The 18,292-nt window shown below is 58.6% G+C and carries 18 protein-coding genes; 14 read left to right on the top strand and 4 right to left on the bottom strand.

Going from position 1 to position 18,292, the window contains the following annotated elements:
- Positions 1-217: 217 nt before the first annotated feature.
- Entirely contained in the window at positions 218-1,390 is a 1,173-nt protein-coding gene (locus tag ACLBW8_RS18995) for a pyridoxal phosphate-dependent aminotransferase (protein WP_262666279.1), read from the top strand.
- Positions 1,390-2,103 (top strand): DNA/RNA nuclease SfsA, encoded by a 714-nt coding sequence (sfsA, locus tag ACLBW8_RS18990; RefSeq protein ID WP_447806071.1) that lies wholly within the window; start codon positions 1,390-1,392, stop codon positions 2,101-2,103. The genes ACLBW8_RS18995 and sfsA overlap by 1 nt, the downstream gene beginning before the upstream one ends.
- Here the strand turns inward: sfsA and ACLBW8_RS18985 are convergent.
- Positions 2,100-2,417, bottom strand: coding sequence for a Rieske (2Fe-2S) protein (locus ACLBW8_RS18985; RefSeq protein ID WP_064454159.1), 318 nt, complete (start codon positions 2,415-2,417; stop codon positions 2,100-2,102). The genes sfsA and ACLBW8_RS18985 overlap by 4 nt on opposite strands.
- A gap of 156 nt (positions 2,418-2,573) precedes the next feature.
- Between ACLBW8_RS18985 and ACLBW8_RS18980 the strand changes: the two genes are divergently transcribed.
- From ACLBW8_RS18980 to ACLBW8_RS18970, 3 genes are read left to right on the top strand one after another with little or no spacing between them, the layout of a single operon-like run.
- Complete coding sequence (locus ACLBW8_RS18980; RefSeq protein ID WP_447806070.1) at positions 2,574-3,452, top strand: heme/hemin ABC transporter substrate-binding protein; 879 nt, start codon at positions 2,574-2,576, stop codon at positions 3,450-3,452.
- Positions 3,449-4,486 (top strand): FecCD family ABC transporter permease, encoded by a 1,038-nt coding sequence (locus ACLBW8_RS18975; RefSeq protein WP_259763430.1) that lies wholly within the window; start codon positions 3,449-3,451, stop codon positions 4,484-4,486. The genes ACLBW8_RS18980 and ACLBW8_RS18975 overlap by 4 nt, the downstream gene beginning before the upstream one ends.
- 23 nt (positions 4,487-4,509) lie before the next feature.
- Entirely contained in the window at positions 4,510-5,253 is a 744-nt protein-coding gene (locus ACLBW8_RS18970) for a heme ABC transporter ATP-binding protein (protein WP_410524806.1), read from the top strand.
- Positions 5,254-5,496: 243 nt separating this feature from the next.
- On the opposite strand, the gene ACLBW8_RS18965 is transcribed toward ACLBW8_RS18970, so the two are convergent.
- From ACLBW8_RS18965 to ACLBW8_RS18955, 3 genes are all read right to left on the bottom strand, one after another.
- Positions 5,497-5,769, bottom strand: coding sequence for a TfoX/Sxy family protein (locus ACLBW8_RS18965; protein ID WP_010562703.1), 273 nt, complete (start codon positions 5,767-5,769; stop codon positions 5,497-5,499).
- Between the two features lie 203 nt (positions 5,770-5,972).
- Positions 5,973-6,317, bottom strand: a complete 345-nt coding sequence (locus ACLBW8_RS18960; RefSeq protein ID WP_262666277.1) for a pentapeptide repeat-containing protein — start codon at positions 6,315-6,317, stop codon at positions 5,973-5,975.
- A 93-nt stretch (positions 6,318-6,410) separates the two neighbouring features.
- Complete coding sequence (locus ACLBW8_RS18955) at positions 6,411-7,967, bottom strand: bifunctional aminoglycoside phosphotransferase/ATP-binding protein (protein ID WP_447806069.1); 1,557 nt, start codon at positions 7,965-7,967, stop codon at positions 6,411-6,413.
- 118 nt (positions 7,968-8,085) lie between these two features.
- Here ACLBW8_RS18955 and mrcB point away from each other — a divergent pair, with 118 nt between their 5' ends.
- The 9 genes from mrcB to msrQ all read left to right on the top strand — a co-directional run bounded on the left by mrcB (position 8,086) and on the right by msrQ (position 17,904).
- The gene (gene mrcB, locus ACLBW8_RS18950) at positions 8,086-10,410 is read left to right on the top strand and encodes a penicillin-binding protein 1B (protein WP_447806068.1); all 2,325 of its coding nucleotides are present in this window, start codon (positions 8,086-8,088) and stop codon (positions 10,408-10,410) included.
- A gap of 17 nt (positions 10,411-10,427) precedes the next feature.
- The gene (locus ACLBW8_RS18945; protein WP_221295651.1) at positions 10,428-11,162 is read left to right on the top strand and encodes a hypothetical protein; all 735 of its coding nucleotides are present in this window, start codon (positions 10,428-10,430) and stop codon (positions 11,160-11,162) included.
- Positions 11,162-11,491: a YqcC family protein gene (locus ACLBW8_RS18940; RefSeq protein ID WP_064454151.1), complete on the top strand. Its 330-nt coding sequence runs from the start codon at positions 11,162-11,164 to the stop codon at positions 11,489-11,491. The genes ACLBW8_RS18945 and ACLBW8_RS18940 overlap by 1 nt, the downstream gene beginning before the upstream one ends.
- A gap of 431 nt (positions 11,492-11,922) precedes the next feature.
- On the top strand, positions 11,923-13,647 hold the full coding sequence (locus ACLBW8_RS18935; protein ID WP_053258279.1) for an acetolactate synthase 3 large subunit: 1,725 nt from the start codon (positions 11,923-11,925) through the stop codon (positions 13,645-13,647).
- A gap of 2 nt (positions 13,648-13,649) precedes the next feature.
- Positions 13,650-14,141: an acetolactate synthase small subunit gene (gene ilvN / locus ACLBW8_RS18930; RefSeq protein ID WP_003176102.1), complete on the top strand. Its 492-nt coding sequence runs from the start codon at positions 13,650-13,652 to the stop codon at positions 14,139-14,141.
- A 46-nt stretch (positions 14,142-14,187) separates the two neighbouring features.
- A complete protein-coding gene (ilvC, locus tag ACLBW8_RS18925) occupies positions 14,188-15,204 on the top strand; it encodes a ketol-acid reductoisomerase (RefSeq protein WP_007948647.1) in 1,017 nt (338 codons plus the stop codon).
- Between the two features lie 145 nt (positions 15,205-15,349).
- On the top strand, positions 15,350-16,207 hold the full coding sequence (pssA, locus tag ACLBW8_RS18920) for a CDP-diacylglycerol--serine O-phosphatidyltransferase (RefSeq protein WP_064454149.1): 858 nt from the start codon (positions 15,350-15,352) through the stop codon (positions 16,205-16,207).
- A gap of 63 nt (positions 16,208-16,270) precedes the next feature.
- Positions 16,271-17,284 (top strand): protein-methionine-sulfoxide reductase catalytic subunit MsrP, encoded by a 1,014-nt coding sequence (gene msrP, locus ACLBW8_RS18915; RefSeq protein ID WP_064454148.1) that lies wholly within the window; start codon positions 16,271-16,273, stop codon positions 17,282-17,284.
- On the top strand, positions 17,284-17,904 hold the full coding sequence (gene msrQ, locus ACLBW8_RS18910) for a protein-methionine-sulfoxide reductase heme-binding subunit MsrQ (RefSeq protein WP_447806067.1): 621 nt from the start codon (positions 17,284-17,286) through the stop codon (positions 17,902-17,904). Before msrP ends, msrQ begins: the two co-directional genes overlap by 1 nt.
- Positions 17,905-18,292 lie beyond the last annotated feature (388 nt).

Genomic DNA, 18,292 nt, shown 5'->3' with positions numbered 1-18,292 from the left:
TCGGGGTGCGCCACTCCCGGTTGTCGTGGCCCATCGCCAGGGGTTGCAAACTGCTGCAGCCCGCCATGGCTGGGTATGCATGGGCCCGAATATTGATTTTAGTCGTTTTGCGCGCGCTTGCCCGGGCCGCACAAGTGGCCGAGCAGGCAATAGAACATGTTTTACGTCGCGGGTTCGGTAGAATCCAAACTTTGTCCTCACCGTCTAAGGAAGGCTAATGGCTCAGCCCTACAGTGCGCGCAGTCGCGCCATCGAACCTTTTCATGTCATGGCGTTGCTGGCGCGAGCCAATGAGCTGCAGGCAGCCGGTCATGATGTCATCCACCTGGAAATCGGCGAGCCGGATTTCACCACGGCCGAACCTATCATCCAGGCCGGCCAGGCTGCGCTGGCCAGCGGCAAGACTCGCTACACCGCGGCACGTGGGGTGCCGGAGTTGCGCGAGGCTATCAGCGGTTTTTACCAGCAACGCTATGGGCTGAGCGTCGATCCCGAGCGCATTCTGATCACCCCCGGTGGCTCCGGCGCCTTATTGCTGGCCAGCAGCTTGCTGGTTGACCCAGGCAAGCACTGGCTGCTGGCGGACCCAGGTTACCCGTGCAACCGGCACTTTTTGCGGCTGGTGGAAGGTGCGGCGCAACTGGTGCCGGTAGGCCCGGAAGTGCGCTACCAATTGACCGCCGATCTGGTTGCCAGGCATTGGGACCAGGACAGCGTTGGCGCATTGGTCGCGTCCCCTGCAAACCCCACCGGCACCGTCCTCACCCGCGACGAATTGGCCGGGTTGTCGAGTGCAATCAAGGCGCGCAATGGGCATCTGGTGGTGGACGAGATTTATCACGGCCTCACTTACGGCACTGACGCCGCCAGCGTGCTGGAAGTCGACGACGAGGCCTTCGTCCTGAATAGTTTTTCGAAGTATTTCGGCATGACCGGCTGGCGCCTGGGCTGGCTGGTAGCGCCGCCGGATGCGGTGAGTGAATTGGAGAAGCTGGCGCAAAACCTCTACATCAGCGCGCCGAGCATGGCCCAGTACGCGGCTTTGGCCTGTTTTGCCCCGCAAACCCTGAGCATTCTGGAAGAGCGCCGCGCCGAATTTGGTCGCCGTCGTGACTTCCTGTTACCCGCCTTGCGCGAGCTGGGGTTCGGTATCGCCGTGGAGCCGGAAGGGGCGTTCTACTTGTATGCCGATATCAGCGCGTTCGGCGGCGATGCCTTCGCGTTTTGCCGCCATTTTCTCGAAACTGAACATGTGGCTTTTACGCCGGGGCTGGACTTCGGCCGCTATCAAGCCAGCCACCATGTGCGTTTCGCCTACACGCAAAACCTCGATCGACTACAAGAGGCGGTGGACCGGATCGCCCGTGGCCTGCGGAGTTGGCAAGGCTGATGCGCTTTCATCCTCCCCTCGAAGAAGGGCGGCTGATTCGCCGCTACAAGCGCTTTCTCGCGGATATCGAAACCGTTACCGGCGAGTTGTTGACTATTCACTGCCCGAACACAGGCTCGATGCTCAATTGCATGGTGGAGGGCGGCCAGGTCTGGTTCAGTCGTTCCGACGACCCCAAGCGCAAGTTGCCAGGCACCTGGGAAATTGCCGAAACGCCGCAGGGCCGACTTGCGTGCGTCAATACGGCACGCGCGAATCAGTTGGTTGAGGAGGCACTGCGCGCCGGGGTTATTACTGAGCTCAATGGCTTTACTGCGCTGAAGCGGGAAGTGCATTACGGCCAGGAAAAAAGTCGCATCGACTTTCGCCTGGAATACCCGCAGGGCGCGGCATACGTGGAAGTTAAAAGTGTAACCCTGGGTTTCGATGGCTCGGCGGTGGCGGCCTTCCCCGATGCGGTGACGCAACGTGGCGCCAAGCATCTGCGCGAGTTGGCGCACCTGGCCCGCGACGGCGTGCGGGCGGTGCAGCTGTATTGCGTCAACCTGTCGGGTATCGAGGCCGTGCGCCCGGCCGTGGAAATCGACGCTGGTTACGCTGCCGCGTTGCGTGAGGCCAAGGCGGCCGGTGTGGAGGTGCTGGCTTATAGTGTACAGGTCACGCCTGAGGAAATTTACGTCGACCGCCGCTTGGAAGTGCTGATCGGCGACTAGAGTTCCACCCACAGGCCCTTTGCGTCTTCGCGGCCGTGCAGGGCTTTGAGGCTTTGGCCTGCACACGGCCCGGCGATGCATTCGCCGTTTTCGATCAGGAACAGCGCGCCATGGGTCGCGCACTGGATCAGGCTGGCGCTGGCGTCGAGGAAGTGGTCAGGCTGCCATTCCAGCGGGATGCCGCGATGTGGGCAACGGTTGATATAGAAGTAGGCAACGCCGTCCCGGCGCACGGCCAACAGCTTGCAGCCGTCGATCTCGAAACCGAGGCTGCTGTTGGGTGCGAGCCTGTCGGAGGAGCAGAGAAACTTCATTTCAATCCTTAAGTGCCTTGACGTTCAAATGCAAACAATTATCAAATGCCGGCTTCGCCCGTTAGCTGATTGGGCGCTCAGTACGATGCCAGACGGGTTTAATCTGTCACATCTGTGAGTGCTTGAGTGGCCTTGCCCTTGGAAGGAAACCCTGATATGCGCCTGAGTACCAGCGCTATTGCGCTCGTTGCCTCACTGCTGGTCAATCACGGGGCGCAAGCCTCTGAACTGCCACAACGCTGGGTCAGTGCCGGTGGGGCGCTATCGGAATGGGTGACGGCCCTGGGCGGTGAGTCGAAGTTGGTGGGCGTCGATACCACCAGTCAGCATCCTGATGCTCTCAAGAAGTTGCCCAGTATTGGCTACCAACGGCAGTTGTCGGCTGAAGGTATTTTGAGCCTGCGCCCGCAGGTTCTGGTCGGCACTGAAGAGATGGGCCCACCACCGGTGCTGGCGCAGATTCGGGGGGCTGGTGTGCAGGTGGAGATGTTTTCGGCGCAGCCCGATTTACCGACGTTGAAGGGGAATCTTCAACATCTGGGCAAGTTGTTGGGCAGTGAGGCCAAGGCCAACGAATTGTTTGCCGGATATGAGCAGGCGCTTGAGCAGCAAAAAGTCTGGGTTGCCAAGGCCCAATCCACCCAAAAGACACCGGGCGTGTTGTTGTTGCTCGGTCACGCGGGTGGCAAACCGCTGATCGCCGGTAAAGACACGGCTGCTGACTGGATGTTGCAGCTGGCGGGCGGCAAAAACTTGGCGACCCATACGGGTTACAAGCCATTTTCGGTGGAGTCGTTGGCGGGGTTGAGCCCCGATGTGCTGGTGTTAGCTGACCGCGCCTTAACCGGTGACGCCGCGAGGGCCGCCTTGTTCAAGGAGAACCCGATTTTGGCTTCAACGCCGGCGGCCAAGAATAGTCGGGTGTTTGAGTTGGACCCGACCCTGCTGGTCGGTGGGCTCGGGCCACGCCTGCCGCAAAGTCTGGTGAAACTGTCTGCCGGGTTTTATCCGTCCCAGGCTAAACCTGCCCCATGACGACTTTGGTTAAACCGAAAACGCTATTTATTGGGCTGGCGCTGTTATGTCTTTTGGCAACCTGGCTTTCCTTGGCCTTGGGACCTGTCAGCTTGCCTTTGCTGGATACGCTGAAGGCCGCCTTGCGCATGATGGGGGCGCCGATTGAAGCCCAGGGCCTGGAGCAGGCAGAGCTGATTTTAGGGCAGATTCGTTTGCCGCGTACCTTATTGGGGCTGGCCGTTGGCGGTGTTCTGGCATTGTCGGGCGTGGCGATGCAGGGGCTGTTTCGCAACCCGTTGGCCGACCCGGGGTTGGTCGGTGTCTCCAGTGGTGCGGCGCTGGGCGCGGCGATCGCTATCGTCGGCGGCTCGTTTTTTGGCGGCCTGCCGGATGCGTTCGGTCCTTACCTGCTGTCGTTGTGCGCGTTTCTCGGCGGTTTGGGCGTCACTGCACTGGTTTACCGGCTGGGCCGCCGCAACGGCCAGACCAACGTCGCGACGATGCTGCTCGCCGGTATCGCCCTCACGGCCCTCGCCAGTTCGGCGGTGGGGTTGTTTACCTATTTGGCGGATGACGCCACGTTGCGCACTCTGACCTTCTGGAACCTGGGCAGCCTCAATGGCGCAAGCTATTCGCGGTTGTGGCCGCTGTTGCTGGTAAGTGCCGGTGTTGCGTTGTGGTTGCCGCGCCGGGCGAAAGCGTTGAATGCGTTGTTACTGGGTGAGTCGGAGGCCAATCACCTTGGGATTGATGTGGAGCGGCTCAAGCGTGAACTGGTGTTCTGTACGGCTTTGGGGGTGGGCGCGGCGGTAGCGGCGGCGGGAATGATCGGGTTTGTCGGGCTGGTAGTGCCGCATCTTGTGCGGCTGTTGGCGGGGCCTGATCATCGGGTGCTGTTGCCGGCCTCGGTGCTGGCCGGGGCGAGCTTGTTGTTGTTTGCCGATCTGGTGGCCCGCTTGGCCCTGGCGCCAGCTGAATTGCCGATCGGCATCGTGACTGCGTTTATTGGTGCGCCATTTTTTCTGTATTTGTTGCTGCGAGGGCGCGCCTGATGCTGCGAGTCGAAGCGTTGCAGGTGAGGCGTGGTCGCAAAACCGTGCTGTCGGACGTGACCCTGGACGTGTTACCGGGCGAGGTGCTCGGTGTGCTGGGCCCGAATGGTGCTGGCAAAAGCACGTTGCTCGGTGCGCTGTGCGGAGAGCTTCAGCCGGATCAGGGCAATGTGTGGCTGGATCAGCAAGCCTTGCAGGACTGGAGCGGGCCGCAGCGCGCCCAGCGTCTGGCAGTGTTACCGCAGACTTCCACCCTGGACTTCGCTTTTCGTGTCGAAGAGGTTGTAGGCATGGGCCGCTTGCCCTATCAGACCGGGCGGGTGCGTGATGACGAGATTATTAATGCGGCGCTGCAGGCGGCGGATATCGGGCACTTGAGCGGTCGCAGTTACCTTGCCCTTTCGGGCGGTGAGCGCCAACGTGTGCACCTGGCGCGGGTTCTGGCGCAATTGTGGCCGGGGGAAGCGGGGCAGACGTTGCTGTTGGATGAGCCGACATCGATGCTCGATCCCTTGCACCAACACACGACCTTGCAGGCAATACGTACATTTGCCGACCGGGGAGCGGCAGTGTTGGTGATCCTCCATGACCTGAATCTGGCGGCGCGTTACTGTGATCGCATTCTGCTGCTGGAAGGCGGGCGTCCACATGCCCTGGACACGCCGGCACAGGTGATGCGGCCTGGGCCACTCAAGGCGGTGTTTGGCCTGGACGTATTAGTGCAGCCACACCCCGAGCGCGGGCATCCACTGATTATTGCGCGCTGAAATCAGTTCTTCGTAGGCAAAAAAAGACCCGGCAAGAGCCGGGTCAAATAACCGTGATTAGCCTGATGAGGAGATAATCTGAGAGTCCGAACCAATGGTCTTTCAGTTATCGGCTGATCTCGCGACCAGTTGTGATAATCATAACGATTCTCATTTGAGAGTCAACATTTGTTTTTAAGCGTCCTTTCGTTTTTCTCAAACGAGCGTTAGAACCGCCTGTAAATAGTGGGTTTGCTAACTCACCTAATTCTTCTGGCGCGCTGAAATCGCATCCAATTGACGGTTCAGAGCTTCCTTGCGCTCTGCCGGGATATCGTTCCAGTGCACATCCATCAGCGCCCCTTCAATCGCATACAGCAGGACTTTCGACGCTCGGAACCCGCGAGTCCTTACGGCCCGATAGGCATCGACCGCGCCCAGCCGGCGCAAGTCGGACGCGCTGTGGATGCCCACCGCGTGCAGCCACTGCGCTGACGTCTTTCCCAGGTTTTTCAAGTGTTGCAGCTCATCGTTCATCAAGCCTCCTTGCGACGGCCGAATGGTGCGGTGGGTATCGTGACCAGGCAGGCCTGAAAGGGAGTGTAGCGCTCAGTAGGAAAAGCGTGATTCTTTGGTCAGGCGCGGCTGAAACGCTATAAGAGTGGCAAAGGAATTTTGACGATAAGCAGGCAGGAGGCACCCGGTACGCACGATACGTACCCGGGGCCCAGAGTGTGATGTTACTTGGTGCGGTAACGCAGACGAGTGCCGAAATTAACCGACATCAAGATCTCGTCAGCCGTCAATTCGGCAGGGAAGTAGGTGCCGGAGATCTGCGCATGGGCCAGGCTGGCGCCTTCCAGTGAGCAATCGCGCAAATCCAGCCCGCGCAGGTCGGCAGAGCGGAAGTACGCGTCGGTGAAGTCCACGCCTATGGCATTCAAATCGCGCAGGTCCAGCCCTCGGAAGTCGCCACCGCGCATGTCGATAATCCCGTCTATTGGGCGTTCCTGGTTGAAGCCTCGAATGTCGTCCTTGTGCAGGAGCGCGTAGAGCGGGGTATCAAGAAGCTTGGGCTGACTCATGACGGCGACTCCCGTTGGAATTATGACGCCATTATAGTGCCACTATTGCTGGGTCGTGCACCCAAGATCGGTGACACGACCAAGAAATATTTCTTACAGGCCGGGCAGGTGCTGACGAATGTGCGCGACTAACGCGTCCAGCGTTCCGCTTTCATTCGTCTCGACACGCTTGCTGAGGAGCTGCTCCTTGGCCGTCAGCGGGTCGCGACTGGCTTGCTGCTCTTCGATGATGCTCAGCGTTGCGTCGGAAGGATCGTTTTTATCGGCCTGACGCTGTGCCAGCCAGCTGGCGATAACGGCTTGCGGCGCATTGCAATCCAGGATCAGGAAGGGCGCGCCGGTGGCTTCAGCAATCTTCGCTGCGGCGTCGCGTTGCTCGCGCTTCAGGAAGGTGGCATCCAGTACCACCGGATACCCGGCACGCAGCAGGGTGTCGGCGATTTCGTTCAAGCGAGCGTAGGTCGCTGCGCTGGCATCGGCAGCATAGATACCGGCTTGCGGCGTGTTCTCTACCTTCTGCTCGCCGAACAGGCGCTTGCGCTCCACATCCGAGCGCAGGCGCACAGCGCCCAGTGCTTCCACCAGGCGCATGGCAACGTGGCTTTTGCCGACTGCCGATACGCCGTGGGTAATGGCGAGGAAACGCGAAGGAATGGTGCTGTAGCTTTCCGCCAGGTTGGCGTAGTTGCGGTACTGGCGCAGGGTGGTGGCGCGCTGCACCGGGCTTGCCTCGCTCGGCATGCTGAACAGCGCCACCTTGGCGCGGACCAACGCACGGTAGGCTTTATAGAAGTTCAGCAGTTCAAGGCCTTGGTAGTCGCCGGTCAACTCCAGGTATTGGCTGATAAATCGGCGTGCCAGGGATTTGAGGCCGCGGTCTTCCAGGTCCATGGCCAGGAAGCCGGTATCGGCGTAGACGTCGGTGAAGCGAAAGGGTTCGTTGAACTCGATGCAGTCAAAGATCACGACCTCGCCATCGATCAGCGTGGCGTTGCCCAGGTGAATATCACCGTGGCATTCGCGAGTGAAACCCTCCAGCTTGCGCTGTGCCAGCAGCGGCTTGAGGCGTTCGAAGCTGCTTTCAGACCAGGCTTGCAGGGCTTCCAGTTGAGCCAGGTCGGCCTTGTCGCTGAGAAATGGGCGGATCTGCTCGAAGTTCTGGCGTACCGGCGCCATCACTTCGTCCGGGGTGCCGGCTGGGTGTTCTTGCGGCACTTTCGGTGCGGTCAGGTGGAAATGCGCAATCTGCTTGGCCATCTCATCAATGTGCGCGCTGGTCAGTTCGCCGTTGGCTTGCAAGGTACTCAGCATTTGGCTTTGCGGGAACTGGCGCATTTTCAGCGCGTACTCGATTACCGGGCCTTCGCCGTTCAGTTGCGGGGCTTCGGCAGTGCCGGTGATCGGCAACACTTCGAGATACAAGTCTTTGGTCAGGCGCTGGTTGAGTCGCAACTCTTCGTTGCAAAAATGACCACGATCGGCCAGCTCAGTGAAATTCAGAAAGCCGAAATTCATCGGTTTCTTCAGTTTATAAGCGAAGGGGCCCGTCAGTATGACCCAGGAAATATGGGTCTCGATGACTTGAAACGCTTCAACCGGATGCGGATACAAAGCCGGGTTTTGCAGTGCAGCGATCAGGGACTGGCTCACAGGCGATCCTTCAAAGTCTGGGGGAAATCATGGCCGGCATTATGGCGGTTACAGCCGGTCGTGCAAACCGCTGTCCGGCTCATGTTGATCATCGATAAAGTGCGTATAATCCGCCGCCATGACTCGAACCCGATCTCCCCGTTCCCGTAAAAAACCTCCTTCCCGCGGCCTGCGCCCGTGGCTGGGCTGGGCGCTCAAGCTAAGCCTGGTTGGCCTTGTCGTGCTCGCCGGCTTCGCGGTTTACCTCGACGCCGTGGTCCAGGAGAAGTTCTCCGGCAAGCGCTGGACCATCCCGGCCAAGGTGTACGCCCGCCCGCTGGAACTGTTCACCGGCCAGAAGCTGAGCAAGGATGACTTCCTCACTGAACTCGATGCCCTGGGTTACCGCCGCGAACCCGTGAGCAACGGCCCGGGTGCCGCCGCCGTCAGTGGCAACACCGTCGATTTGAACACTCGCGGCTTCCAGTTCTATGAAGGCCTGGAAAAAGCCCAGCCGGTGCGCGTGCGCTTCTCTGGCGATTACGTTGCAGAGCTGTCGTCGCTCAATGGCTCGAAGTTGCCCGTGGTGCGTCTGGAACCCTTGATGATCGGCGGGATTTACCCGAAGAACCTTGAAGATCGCATCCTGATCAAGCTTGACCAAGTGCCGCCATACCTGCTGGAAACCTTGGTTGCAGTAGAAGATCGCGACTTTTATAGCCACTGGGGTGTGTCACCGAAGTCGATTGCTCGCGCCATCTGGGTCAACACCTCCGGCGGGAAGATGACTCAGGGTGGCAGTACGCTGACGCAACAATTGGTCAAGAACTTCTACCTGACCAACGAGCGCAGCCTGACCCGTAAGCTCACCGAAGCCATGATGGCAATGCTGCTGGAACTGCATTACAGCAAGCAGGAAATCCTTGAGGCGTACCTCAACGAGGTCTTCGTCGGTCAGGATGGCCAGCGCGCCGTGCACGGTTTTGGCTTGGCCAGTCAGTTCTTCTTTGGCCAGCCTTTGTCCGAGCTGAAGTTGCATCAAGTCGCGTTGTTGGTGGGGATGGTCAAAGGGCCGTCCTATTACAACCCGCGCCGCAACCCGGAGCGTGCGCTCGAGCGTCGTAACCTGGTGTTGGATGTGCTGGAACAGCAGGGTGTTGCCACTGCCGAACAAGTCGCTGCCGCAAAGAAAATGCCACTGGGTGTAACCACTCGCGGCAAGCTGGCGGACAGCTCCTTCCCAGGCTTTATCGACCTGGTCAAACGCCAGTTGCGTGAAGATTACCGCGACGAAGACTTGACCGAAGAAGGCCTGCGGATCTTCACCAGTTTCGACCCGATTCTGCAGATGAAAGCCGAAGCATCGGTGAACGACACATTCAAGCGCCTGACCGGCCGTAAAGGCTCGGATGAAGTCGAGGCGGCGATGGTCGTGACCAACCCGGAAACCGGCGAAGTCCAGGCCATGATCGGCAGTCGACAAGCCAGTTTTGCCGGTTTCAACCGCGCACTGGATGCCGTGCGGCCGATTGGCTCGCTGGCTAAGCCGGCGGTCTACCTGACGGCTTTGGAAAAACCGAGCAAATACACCCTGACCAGTTGGTTGTCGGATGATCCGCTCTCGGTCAAAGGTGCTGATGGCCAAGTGTGGACGCCGCAGAACTTCGATCGACGCTCCCACGGCACCGTGTTCCTGTACCAGGGCCTGGCGCATTCCTACAACATCTCCACCTCGCGCCTTGGGCTTGAAGTGGGTGTACCGAATGTGCTGAAAACCTTGGGGCGCCTGGGCATTACCCGTGAGTTCCCGGCGTTCCCGTCCATGCTCCTGGGGGCTGGCGCCATGACCCCGATGGAAGTGGCCACGATGTACCAGACTCTCGCCAACGGTGGTTTCAATACTCCGATGCGCGGCATTCGCAGTGTGCTGACCGCCGAGGGCGAGCCGCTCAAACGCTACCCGTTCCAGATTCAGCAGCGTTTTGATGCGGGTTCCATCTACCTGATCCAGAACGCCATGCAGCGCGTAATGCGTGAAGGCACCGGGCGCTCGGTCTACAGCGTGCTGCCGTCGAACCTGACGCTGGCGGGTAAGACCGGTACCAGTAACGATTCGCGTGACAGCTGGTTCGCCGGCTTCGGCCAGGATGTGCTGGCAGTGGTGTGGCTTGGGCGTGACGACAATGGCAAGACGCCGTTCACCGGCGCGACCGGTGCCCTGCAGGTCTGGACCAGTTTCATGCGCAAGGCCGACCCGCTGCCGCTGAACATGCCGCAGCCGGATAACATCGTGCAGGCTTGGATTGATCCACACACAGGCCAAGGTTCTGATGCCAACTGTCCGGGCGCGGTACAGATGCCGTATATTCGCGGCAGCGAGCCACCACCCGGCGCCGCGTGCGGTGGCAGTGCCCCTGCTGACGCGGAATCGGTGATGGATTGGGTCAAGGGCTGGATGAATTAAGCTAAAGAGGGTTTCAAGTGAACAAGTGGTTGATTCCAGCTATTACAGCTCTGGCGGTGCTCAGCGGTTGCTCCAGCGTGCAGCGTGGTTCGATTCCAGTGGTGGATTCGAGCACGACCGTTTCCAACAGCGACCGCATTTCGGCCACTGGCGGCTTCCGTCAGACCGTAGTCAAGCGTCCTGCCCAAGCCACACCGCAAGCCATACCGCAGGATTCGGGCGTGGTTGTGATGGTGCCGGGCGCGGGTGCCGCTACGTCGGCACCGATCAGTGCGGAGCCTTGGACCCCGGGGCCAAGCACGTCGGGGCCAATCGACGCCACGCCGATCCAAACGGCGCCGGTCAACCAGGGCAACTACAACATGCCGTCCACGCCGAGCGGTATTCCGTCGCGTTCGAGCGCTGGTGGTCTGTCGGCTGACGAGCAGCTGGATGGTCCGGTGTTGGCTTTGCTGACCACTGCCCAGCAGCAGCAGGCCGGCGGCGACTTGAACGGTGCGTCGTCGAGCCTTGAGCGTGCCCAGCGTGTGGCACCGCGCGAACCGCAAGTGTTGTATCGCCTCGCCCAAGTGCGTATGGCTCAGGGTGATGCGCCGCAGGCCGAACAGTTCGCCCGTCGCGGCCTGACCATGGCCAATGGTCGTCCAGACCTGCAAGCCAACCTGTGGGCCTTGATTGGTGACGCGCGTGCCGCACAAGGCGATGCTGCCGGGGCCGCTCAAGCTCGGCAAAAAGCCAAGGTCAGCCTCTGATGGATGCACGTTTTCCAGCGATTGCTGAACAGTTATTGCTGATTGAGCGCGAGTTGCGCGTGCAGGGTTGGTGGGACGAAGTGTCCCCCAGCGCCGAGGCGCTCAGCAGCGTCGAGCCTTTCTCGGTTGATACCCTGGACTTTCACCAGTGGCTGCAGTGGATCTTCCTGGTGCGCATGAAGCAGATTCTGCAGCAGGACCTGCCCTTGCCCAATGCGTCAGGGATCATGGAAATGGCCGAGATGGTCTATGCCGATCGGCCGGTCGAGAGCCTGGGTTTGCGAAATGCGCTGAAAAAGTTCGACCAACTGATCGTCGACGCTCGTTAATTGCCTGACTGCCGGTTTTTCCGGCAGTCTTGCGCACATTTCTACCGCTTGACGACATTCAGGCGAGTTTTATCCCTCATCAAACCCCTTTCTTCTACGTTCTCATGCGCTTAGTTGGAAAAAAGCGCAATTATTGCTTGACTTGAAGGGGCTGAAACAGAAGAATCCAAAGTCCGCTGTATCGGGACTGCCAGAAGCAGGCCCGCTCAGCAGATCATGAGGCGCACACCCGCGCCGACCTGTAACACCCGCAACGCGTTACCTCGCGCTGGGTGGGAAAAGCCCGCAACACTTGGGACGATCCCAATACTTGCTCAGTCAGTGCTGACGTAGTCGGCGACCACCGTCGCTCATGCTCTGTTGAGAAGTAAACCTATTAAGACCCGTCGGTTTTTAACGGACGGTATTCTGGCGTTTTAGAGGTGAACAACGTGGAGCTTTTATCTGGTGGTGAGATGCTCGTCCGCTTTTTGCGTGACGAAGGCGTCGACTATATCTACGGGTACCCAGGTGGTGCTCTGCTGCATGTCTACGACGCACTGTTCAAGGAACCGGCTGTTACCCACATCCTGGTGCGCCACGAACAGGCTGCGACCCATATGGCTGACGGTTACGCCCGTGCCACCGGTAAAGCCGGCGTGGTACTGGTAACGTCCGGCCCAGGCGCAACCAATGCCATTACCGGCATCGCGACTGCTTATATGGACTCCATCCCGATGGTGATCATTTCCGGCCAGGTCGCAAGCACCATGGTCGGTACCGATGCATTCCAGGAAACCGACATGATCGGTATCTCTCGGCCGATCGTGAAACACAGCTTCATGATCAAGCATGCCTCGGAAATCCCGGAAGTCATGAAAAAGGCGTTCTACCTTGCACAGTCCGGTCGCCCGGGCCCTGTAGTGGTCGATATCCCGAAAGACATGACCAACCCGGCTGAGAAATTCGAATACGTTTTCCCGAAGAAAGCCAAGCTGCGTTCCTACAGCCCGGCCGTTCGTGGGCACTCGGGGCAAATTCGCAAGGCGGCAGAAATGCTCCTGGCGGCCAAGCGTCCTGTGCTGTACTCGGGTGGTGGCGTGATTCTGGGTGGCGGTTCGGCGCCTTTGACCGAGCTGGCCAAACTGCTCAACCTGCCGGTGACCAACACCTTGATGGGCCTCGGCGCATTTCCGGGCACGGACCGCCAGTTCGTCGGCATGCTCGGTATGCACGGTAGCTACACCGCCAACCTCGCGATGCACCATGCCGATGTGATCCTGGCTGTAGGCGCGCGTTTTGATGACCGAGTGATCAATGGCGCGAGCAAATTCTGCCCGAATGCCAAGATCATCCACATCGACATCGACCCGGCGTCCATCTCCAAGACGATCAAGGCCGACGTGCCAATCGTGGGCCCAGTGGAAAGCGTGTTGACTGAAATGGTTGCCGCCCTCAAGGACATCGGCGAAACGCCGAACAAGGAATCCGTTGCCAGCTGGTGGAAGCAGATTGACGAATGGCGCGGTGATCGCGGCCTGTTCCCTTACGACAAGGGCGACGGCAGCATCATCAAGCCGCAAACCGTGATCGAAACCCTCTGCGAAGTGACCAAGGGCGACGCCTTTGTGACCTCCGACGTGGGCCAGCACCAGATGTTCGCCGCGCAGTACTACAAGTTCGACAAGCCTAACCGCTGGATCAACTCCGGTGGCCTGGGCACGATGGGCTTTGGTTTTCCTGCGGCCATGGGTGTAAAGCTGAGCTTCCCCGACACTGACGTCGCGTGCGTCACCGGTGAGGGCAGTATCCAGATGAACATCCAGGAACTGTCGACGTGCTTGCAGTACGGCCTCCCGGTGAAGATCGTCTGCCTGAACAACGGCGTGCTGGGCATGGTTCGTCAGTGGCAGGACATGAGCTACGGCAGCCGTCACTCCCACTCCTACATGGAATCGCTGCCAGATTTCGTCAAATTGGTTGAAGCCTATGGCCACGTCGGCATGCGCATCACTGATTTGAAGGATTTGAAACCGATGATGGAAGAGGCGTTCGCCATGAAGGACCGCCTGGTGTTCCTTGATATTCAGGTTGACACCAGCGAGCACGTCTACCCGATGCAGATCAAAGACGGCTCTATGCGCGATATGTGGCTGAACAAGACGGAGCGTACTTAATCATGCGGCACATTATCTCCCTGCTTCTGGAGAACGAACCCGGCGCTCTGTCTCGTGTTGTCGGCCTGTTTTCGCAACGCAACTACAACATCGAAAGCCTGACCGTGGCCCCGACCGAAGACCCGACCCTGTCGCGCCTGACGTTGACCACCGTGGGCCACGATGAGGTGATCGAGCAGATCACCAAGAACCTCAACAAACTGATCGAAGTGGTCAAGCTGGTCGATCTGTCGGAAAGTGCCCACATCGAGCGTGAGCTGATGTTGGTGAAGGTTAAGGCCACGGGTGCCCAGCGTGCCGAAATCAAACGGACTACCGACATTTATCGCGGGCAGATCGTCGATGTGAGCGCCAGCGTTTATACCGTGCAACTGACCGGTACAAGCGACAAGCTGGACAGCTTCATCCAGTCGATCGGGACGGCCTCGATTCTGGAAACTGTACGCAGTGGCGTCACCGGGATTGCTCGTGGCGACAAAGTACTCAGCATCTAACCCAATTAGTGAATGGCCTAACGGCCTGGATATATAGAGGAACCTCATGAAAGTTTATTACGAAAAAGATTGTGACCTGTCGATCATCCAGGGCAAAAAAGTCGCCATCATCGGCTACGGTTCCCAGGGCCACGCTCAAGCGTGCAACCTGAAAGATTCCGGCGTTGACGTGACTGTTGGCCTGCGTAAAGGCTCGGCCACTGTTGCCAAGGCTGAAGCTCATGGCCTGAAAGTAACTGACGTTGCTTCCGCTGTTGCTGCTGCCGACCTGGTCATGATCCTGACCCCGGACGAGTTCCAGTCCGCGTTGTACAAGAACGAAATCGAGCCGAACATCAAGAAGGGCGCTACCCTGGCCTTCTCCCACGGCTTCGCGATTCACTACAACCAGGTTGTGCCGCGTGCCGACCTCGACGTGATCATGATCGCGCCGAAAGCCCCGGGCCACACCGTGCGCTCCGAGTTCGTCAAAGGCGGCGGTATTCCTGACCTGATCGCGATCTACCAGGACGCTTCGGGCAACGCCAAAAACGTTGCACTGTCCTACGCAGCGGGTGTTGGTGGCGGTCGTACCGGCATCATCGAAACCACCTTCAAGGACGAGACCGAAACCGACCTGTTCGGCGAGCAAGCTGTTCTGTGCGGCGGTACCGTTGAACTGGTTAAAGCCGGTTTCGAAACCCTGGTTGAAGCTGGCTACGCGCCGGAAATGGCCTACTTCGAATGCCTGCACGAACTGAAGCTGATCGTTGACCTCATGTACGAAGGCGGTATCGCCAACATGAACTACTCGATCTCCAACAACGCCGAATACGGCGAGTACGTGACTGGCCCGGAAGTCATCAACGCCGAGTCCCGTCAGGCTATGCGCAACGCCCTGAAACGTATTCAGGACGGCGAATACGCCAAAATGTTCATCAGCGAAGGCGCAACCGGCTACCCTTCGATGACCGCCAAGCGTCGTAACAACGCCGCTCACGGTATCGAAATCATCGGCGAGCAACTGCGCTCCATGATGCCGTGGATCGGTGCCAACAAGATCGTCGACAAAGCCAAAAACTAAGTCGTACGCATCAAGAGAAAACGCGGCTTAGGCCGCGTTTTTTCGTTTGGGAGGCAGGTTCTGGTATAAAGCTGCATCGTTTGCGGGCGAACACTCGCCGCAAGTATTTGTCGAATTTTTTTCACACCGTTGCAAGGTAAAGTCCATGAGCGAACGTCCCGACGAGCCAAGCCAGGCTTCTGGCGCCGATAGCCTGCTACCGATCGATGAACATGTCGAAGAAGGGCATGACGCGGAAGGCCGCAAGGTCCGGCATCGTGGCATCTATCTCCTGCCCAATCTGTTCACCACCGCGAACCTGTTTGCCGGGTTCTATTCCATCATCAACTCCATGAGCGCTCAGAGCGCATTGGCGGCGGGTGATGCGGCGAGTGCCAGCAAGTATTTCGGTTTTGCTGCCATCGCAATCTTTGTGGCCATGGTGCTCGACGGCCTTGATGGTCGTGTCGCGCGCATGACCAATACCCAAAGCGCCTTCGGTGCCGAGTACGACTCGTTGTCGGACATGGTCGCCTTTGGTGTGGCGCCTGCACTGCTGGCGTTCGCTTGGGCGCTGGGTGATATGGGTAAGGTCGGCTGGATGGTTGCCTTTATCTACGTCGCGGGCGCAGCTTTGCGGCTGGCGCGCTTCAATACCCAGGTGGGCACCGCCGACAAGCGTTACTTCATTGGTCTCGCGAGCCCCGCTGCTGCGGGAGTGGTGGCGGGTATCGTCTGGGCGTTCAGTGACTACGGGATACAGGGATCGAAGATGTCTTTCCTGGTGGCCTTGATGGTTGCCGCGGCCGGGATGTTGATGGTCAGTAACATCAAGTACAACAGCTTCAAGGAGTTTGACCTCAAGGGGCGCGTGCCTTTCGTGGCTATCCTGGTGGTGGTACTGGTGTTTGCCGTCGTGTTCAGTGACCCGCCGCGCATATTGCTGCTGGCATTTTTGGTCTATGCCGCTTCGGGGCCGATTCAGTACCTGCTGCATCTTCGTCGGGACAAAACATTGCCTTAATGTAATATTCCCCATACTCCGCAGTCTATTGGTGCATCAGTTCTCCAATGCTGCGGAGTTGCCATGTTAATCAAGATCCCCAAAGCGTCCGATTGCCACGAATCGGATGTCACCCCTGAATCCTTCTATCTCTCTCGCCGTAGCTTGCTCGGCGGTGCGCTTGCCGGTGTGGCTGCGAGTACGTTGCCGCGTTGGGCGAGTGCGGACGATGCTGCGCGTTACGCTGATGTCGAGCCGGGTAACGCTCCGAGCTGGTTTGCCGAGAAACTGCCGAGTACCCAGTGGCAGGCTGTCACGGTCAAGGGCGAAGCCATCACTCCGTTCAAGGATGCAACCCACTACAACAACTTCTATGAGTTCGGCACGGATAAGGGCGACCCAGCGAAGAACGCGGGTTCACTCAAGACTGAGCCCTGGAGTGTGGTCATTGATGGGGAGGTCGCGAAGCCTGGGCGTTATGCGCTGGAAGACTTCATGAAGCCTTATCAGTTGGAAGAACGCATTTACCGGCTGCGCTGTGTCGAGGCGTGGTCGATGGTGATTCCGTGGATGGGCTTTCCAATATCAGCCTTGCTCAAACAGGTTGAGCCAACCTCCAAGGCCAAGTACATACGCTTTGAAACGCTCCAGGACCCCAAAAGCATGCCGGGGCAGCGCTCCAGCTTCGGCTTGATCGACTGGCCTTATGTAGAAGGGCTGCGTCTGGATGAGGCGATGAATCCGTTGGCGATCCTTGCGGTTGGCATGTATGGGCGTGAGTTGCCTAACCAGAACGGTGCGCCATTGCGTTTGGTGGTGCCGTGGAAGTATGGCTTCAAGAGTGTGAAGTCCATTGTGCGTATCAGTCTGGTGAGCGAGCAGCCTAAGACCACGTGGCAGAGTATTGCGGCCAATGAGTATGGGTTCTACGCGAACGTGAATCCTACAGTCGACCATCCTCGCTGGACCCAGGCGCGGGAGCGTCGTCTGCCGAGCGGCTTGTTCAGTCCGAATGTGCGCGAGACGCAGATGTTCAATGGCTACTCGGATGAGGTCGCTTCTCTTTATACAGGCCTCGATTTGCGGAAGAACTACTGATGCGTTATCCGATCTGGCGCGTTGGCGTCTTTATAGCCGCGGCGATATGGCCATTTTTCTGGCTGTATGAGGCGTGGAGCTCTGTGCTCGGGCCGGATCCTGGGAAAGTGCTGATGGATCGACTGGGGCTTGGAACGTTGATTCTGTTGCTGATCACGCTGTGCATGACGCCACTGCAGAAACTCAGCGGGTGGGCGGGGTGGATTGCCGTCCGCCGACAGTTGGGGCTCTGGTGTTTTGCGTATGTGGCTCTGCACCTGGCGGCTTATTGTGTGTTCATCCTTGGGCTTGATTGGTCGCAATTTGGTGTAGAGCTGCGCAAGCGGCCTTACATTATTGTGGGCGCGCTGGGTTTTCTCTGTTTATTGGTACTGGCGGTGACGTCAAATCGTTATAGCCAGCGTCGGCTCGGCAGCCGTTGGAAGAAGCTGCATCGTCTGGTGTATGTGATTCTTGGGCTTGGTTTGCTGCATATGCTTTGGATCGTGCGCGCCGACCTGAAGGAGTGGGCTATCTATGCATCTATAGGCGCGGTGCTTTTGCTCTTGCGGATTCCACCAGTGATGCGTCGAATTCCCCGCCTTATTGCGAAAAAACCACTTTCTACGACAAAAGCGTAATTAGCGCTTGACGGCAAATTCTGGAAGTCTATAATTCGCCCCACTTCCGGCGCAGTCGAAACGGAAAACTCCTTGGTAAACAAAGAGTTATGCAGAGTTCGACAGCGAGTTGCTTCAGTTCATTGAAGTCCAGAAGGAGTTGGTAGGGCAGTGTTGTTTGGCTCTATTAACGTTTCGATCCTCTCGGTCGAAAGCGGAGAAAAAGAGGTGTTGACAGCAGCGTGTAACGCTGTAGAATTCGCCTCCCGCTAACGAGAGATCGGAAGCGCAAGTGGTTGAAGTTGTTGAAGAATTCTTCGAAAACTTCTGAAAATAATCACTTGACAGCAAATGAGGCTGCTGTAGAATGCGCGCCTCGGTTGAGACGAAAGATCTTAACCAACCGCTC

The sequence above is a fragment of the Pseudomonas sp. M5A4_2d genome (assembly GCF_053345295.1).
This window is presented reverse-complemented; position numbering and strand designations above follow the sequence as displayed.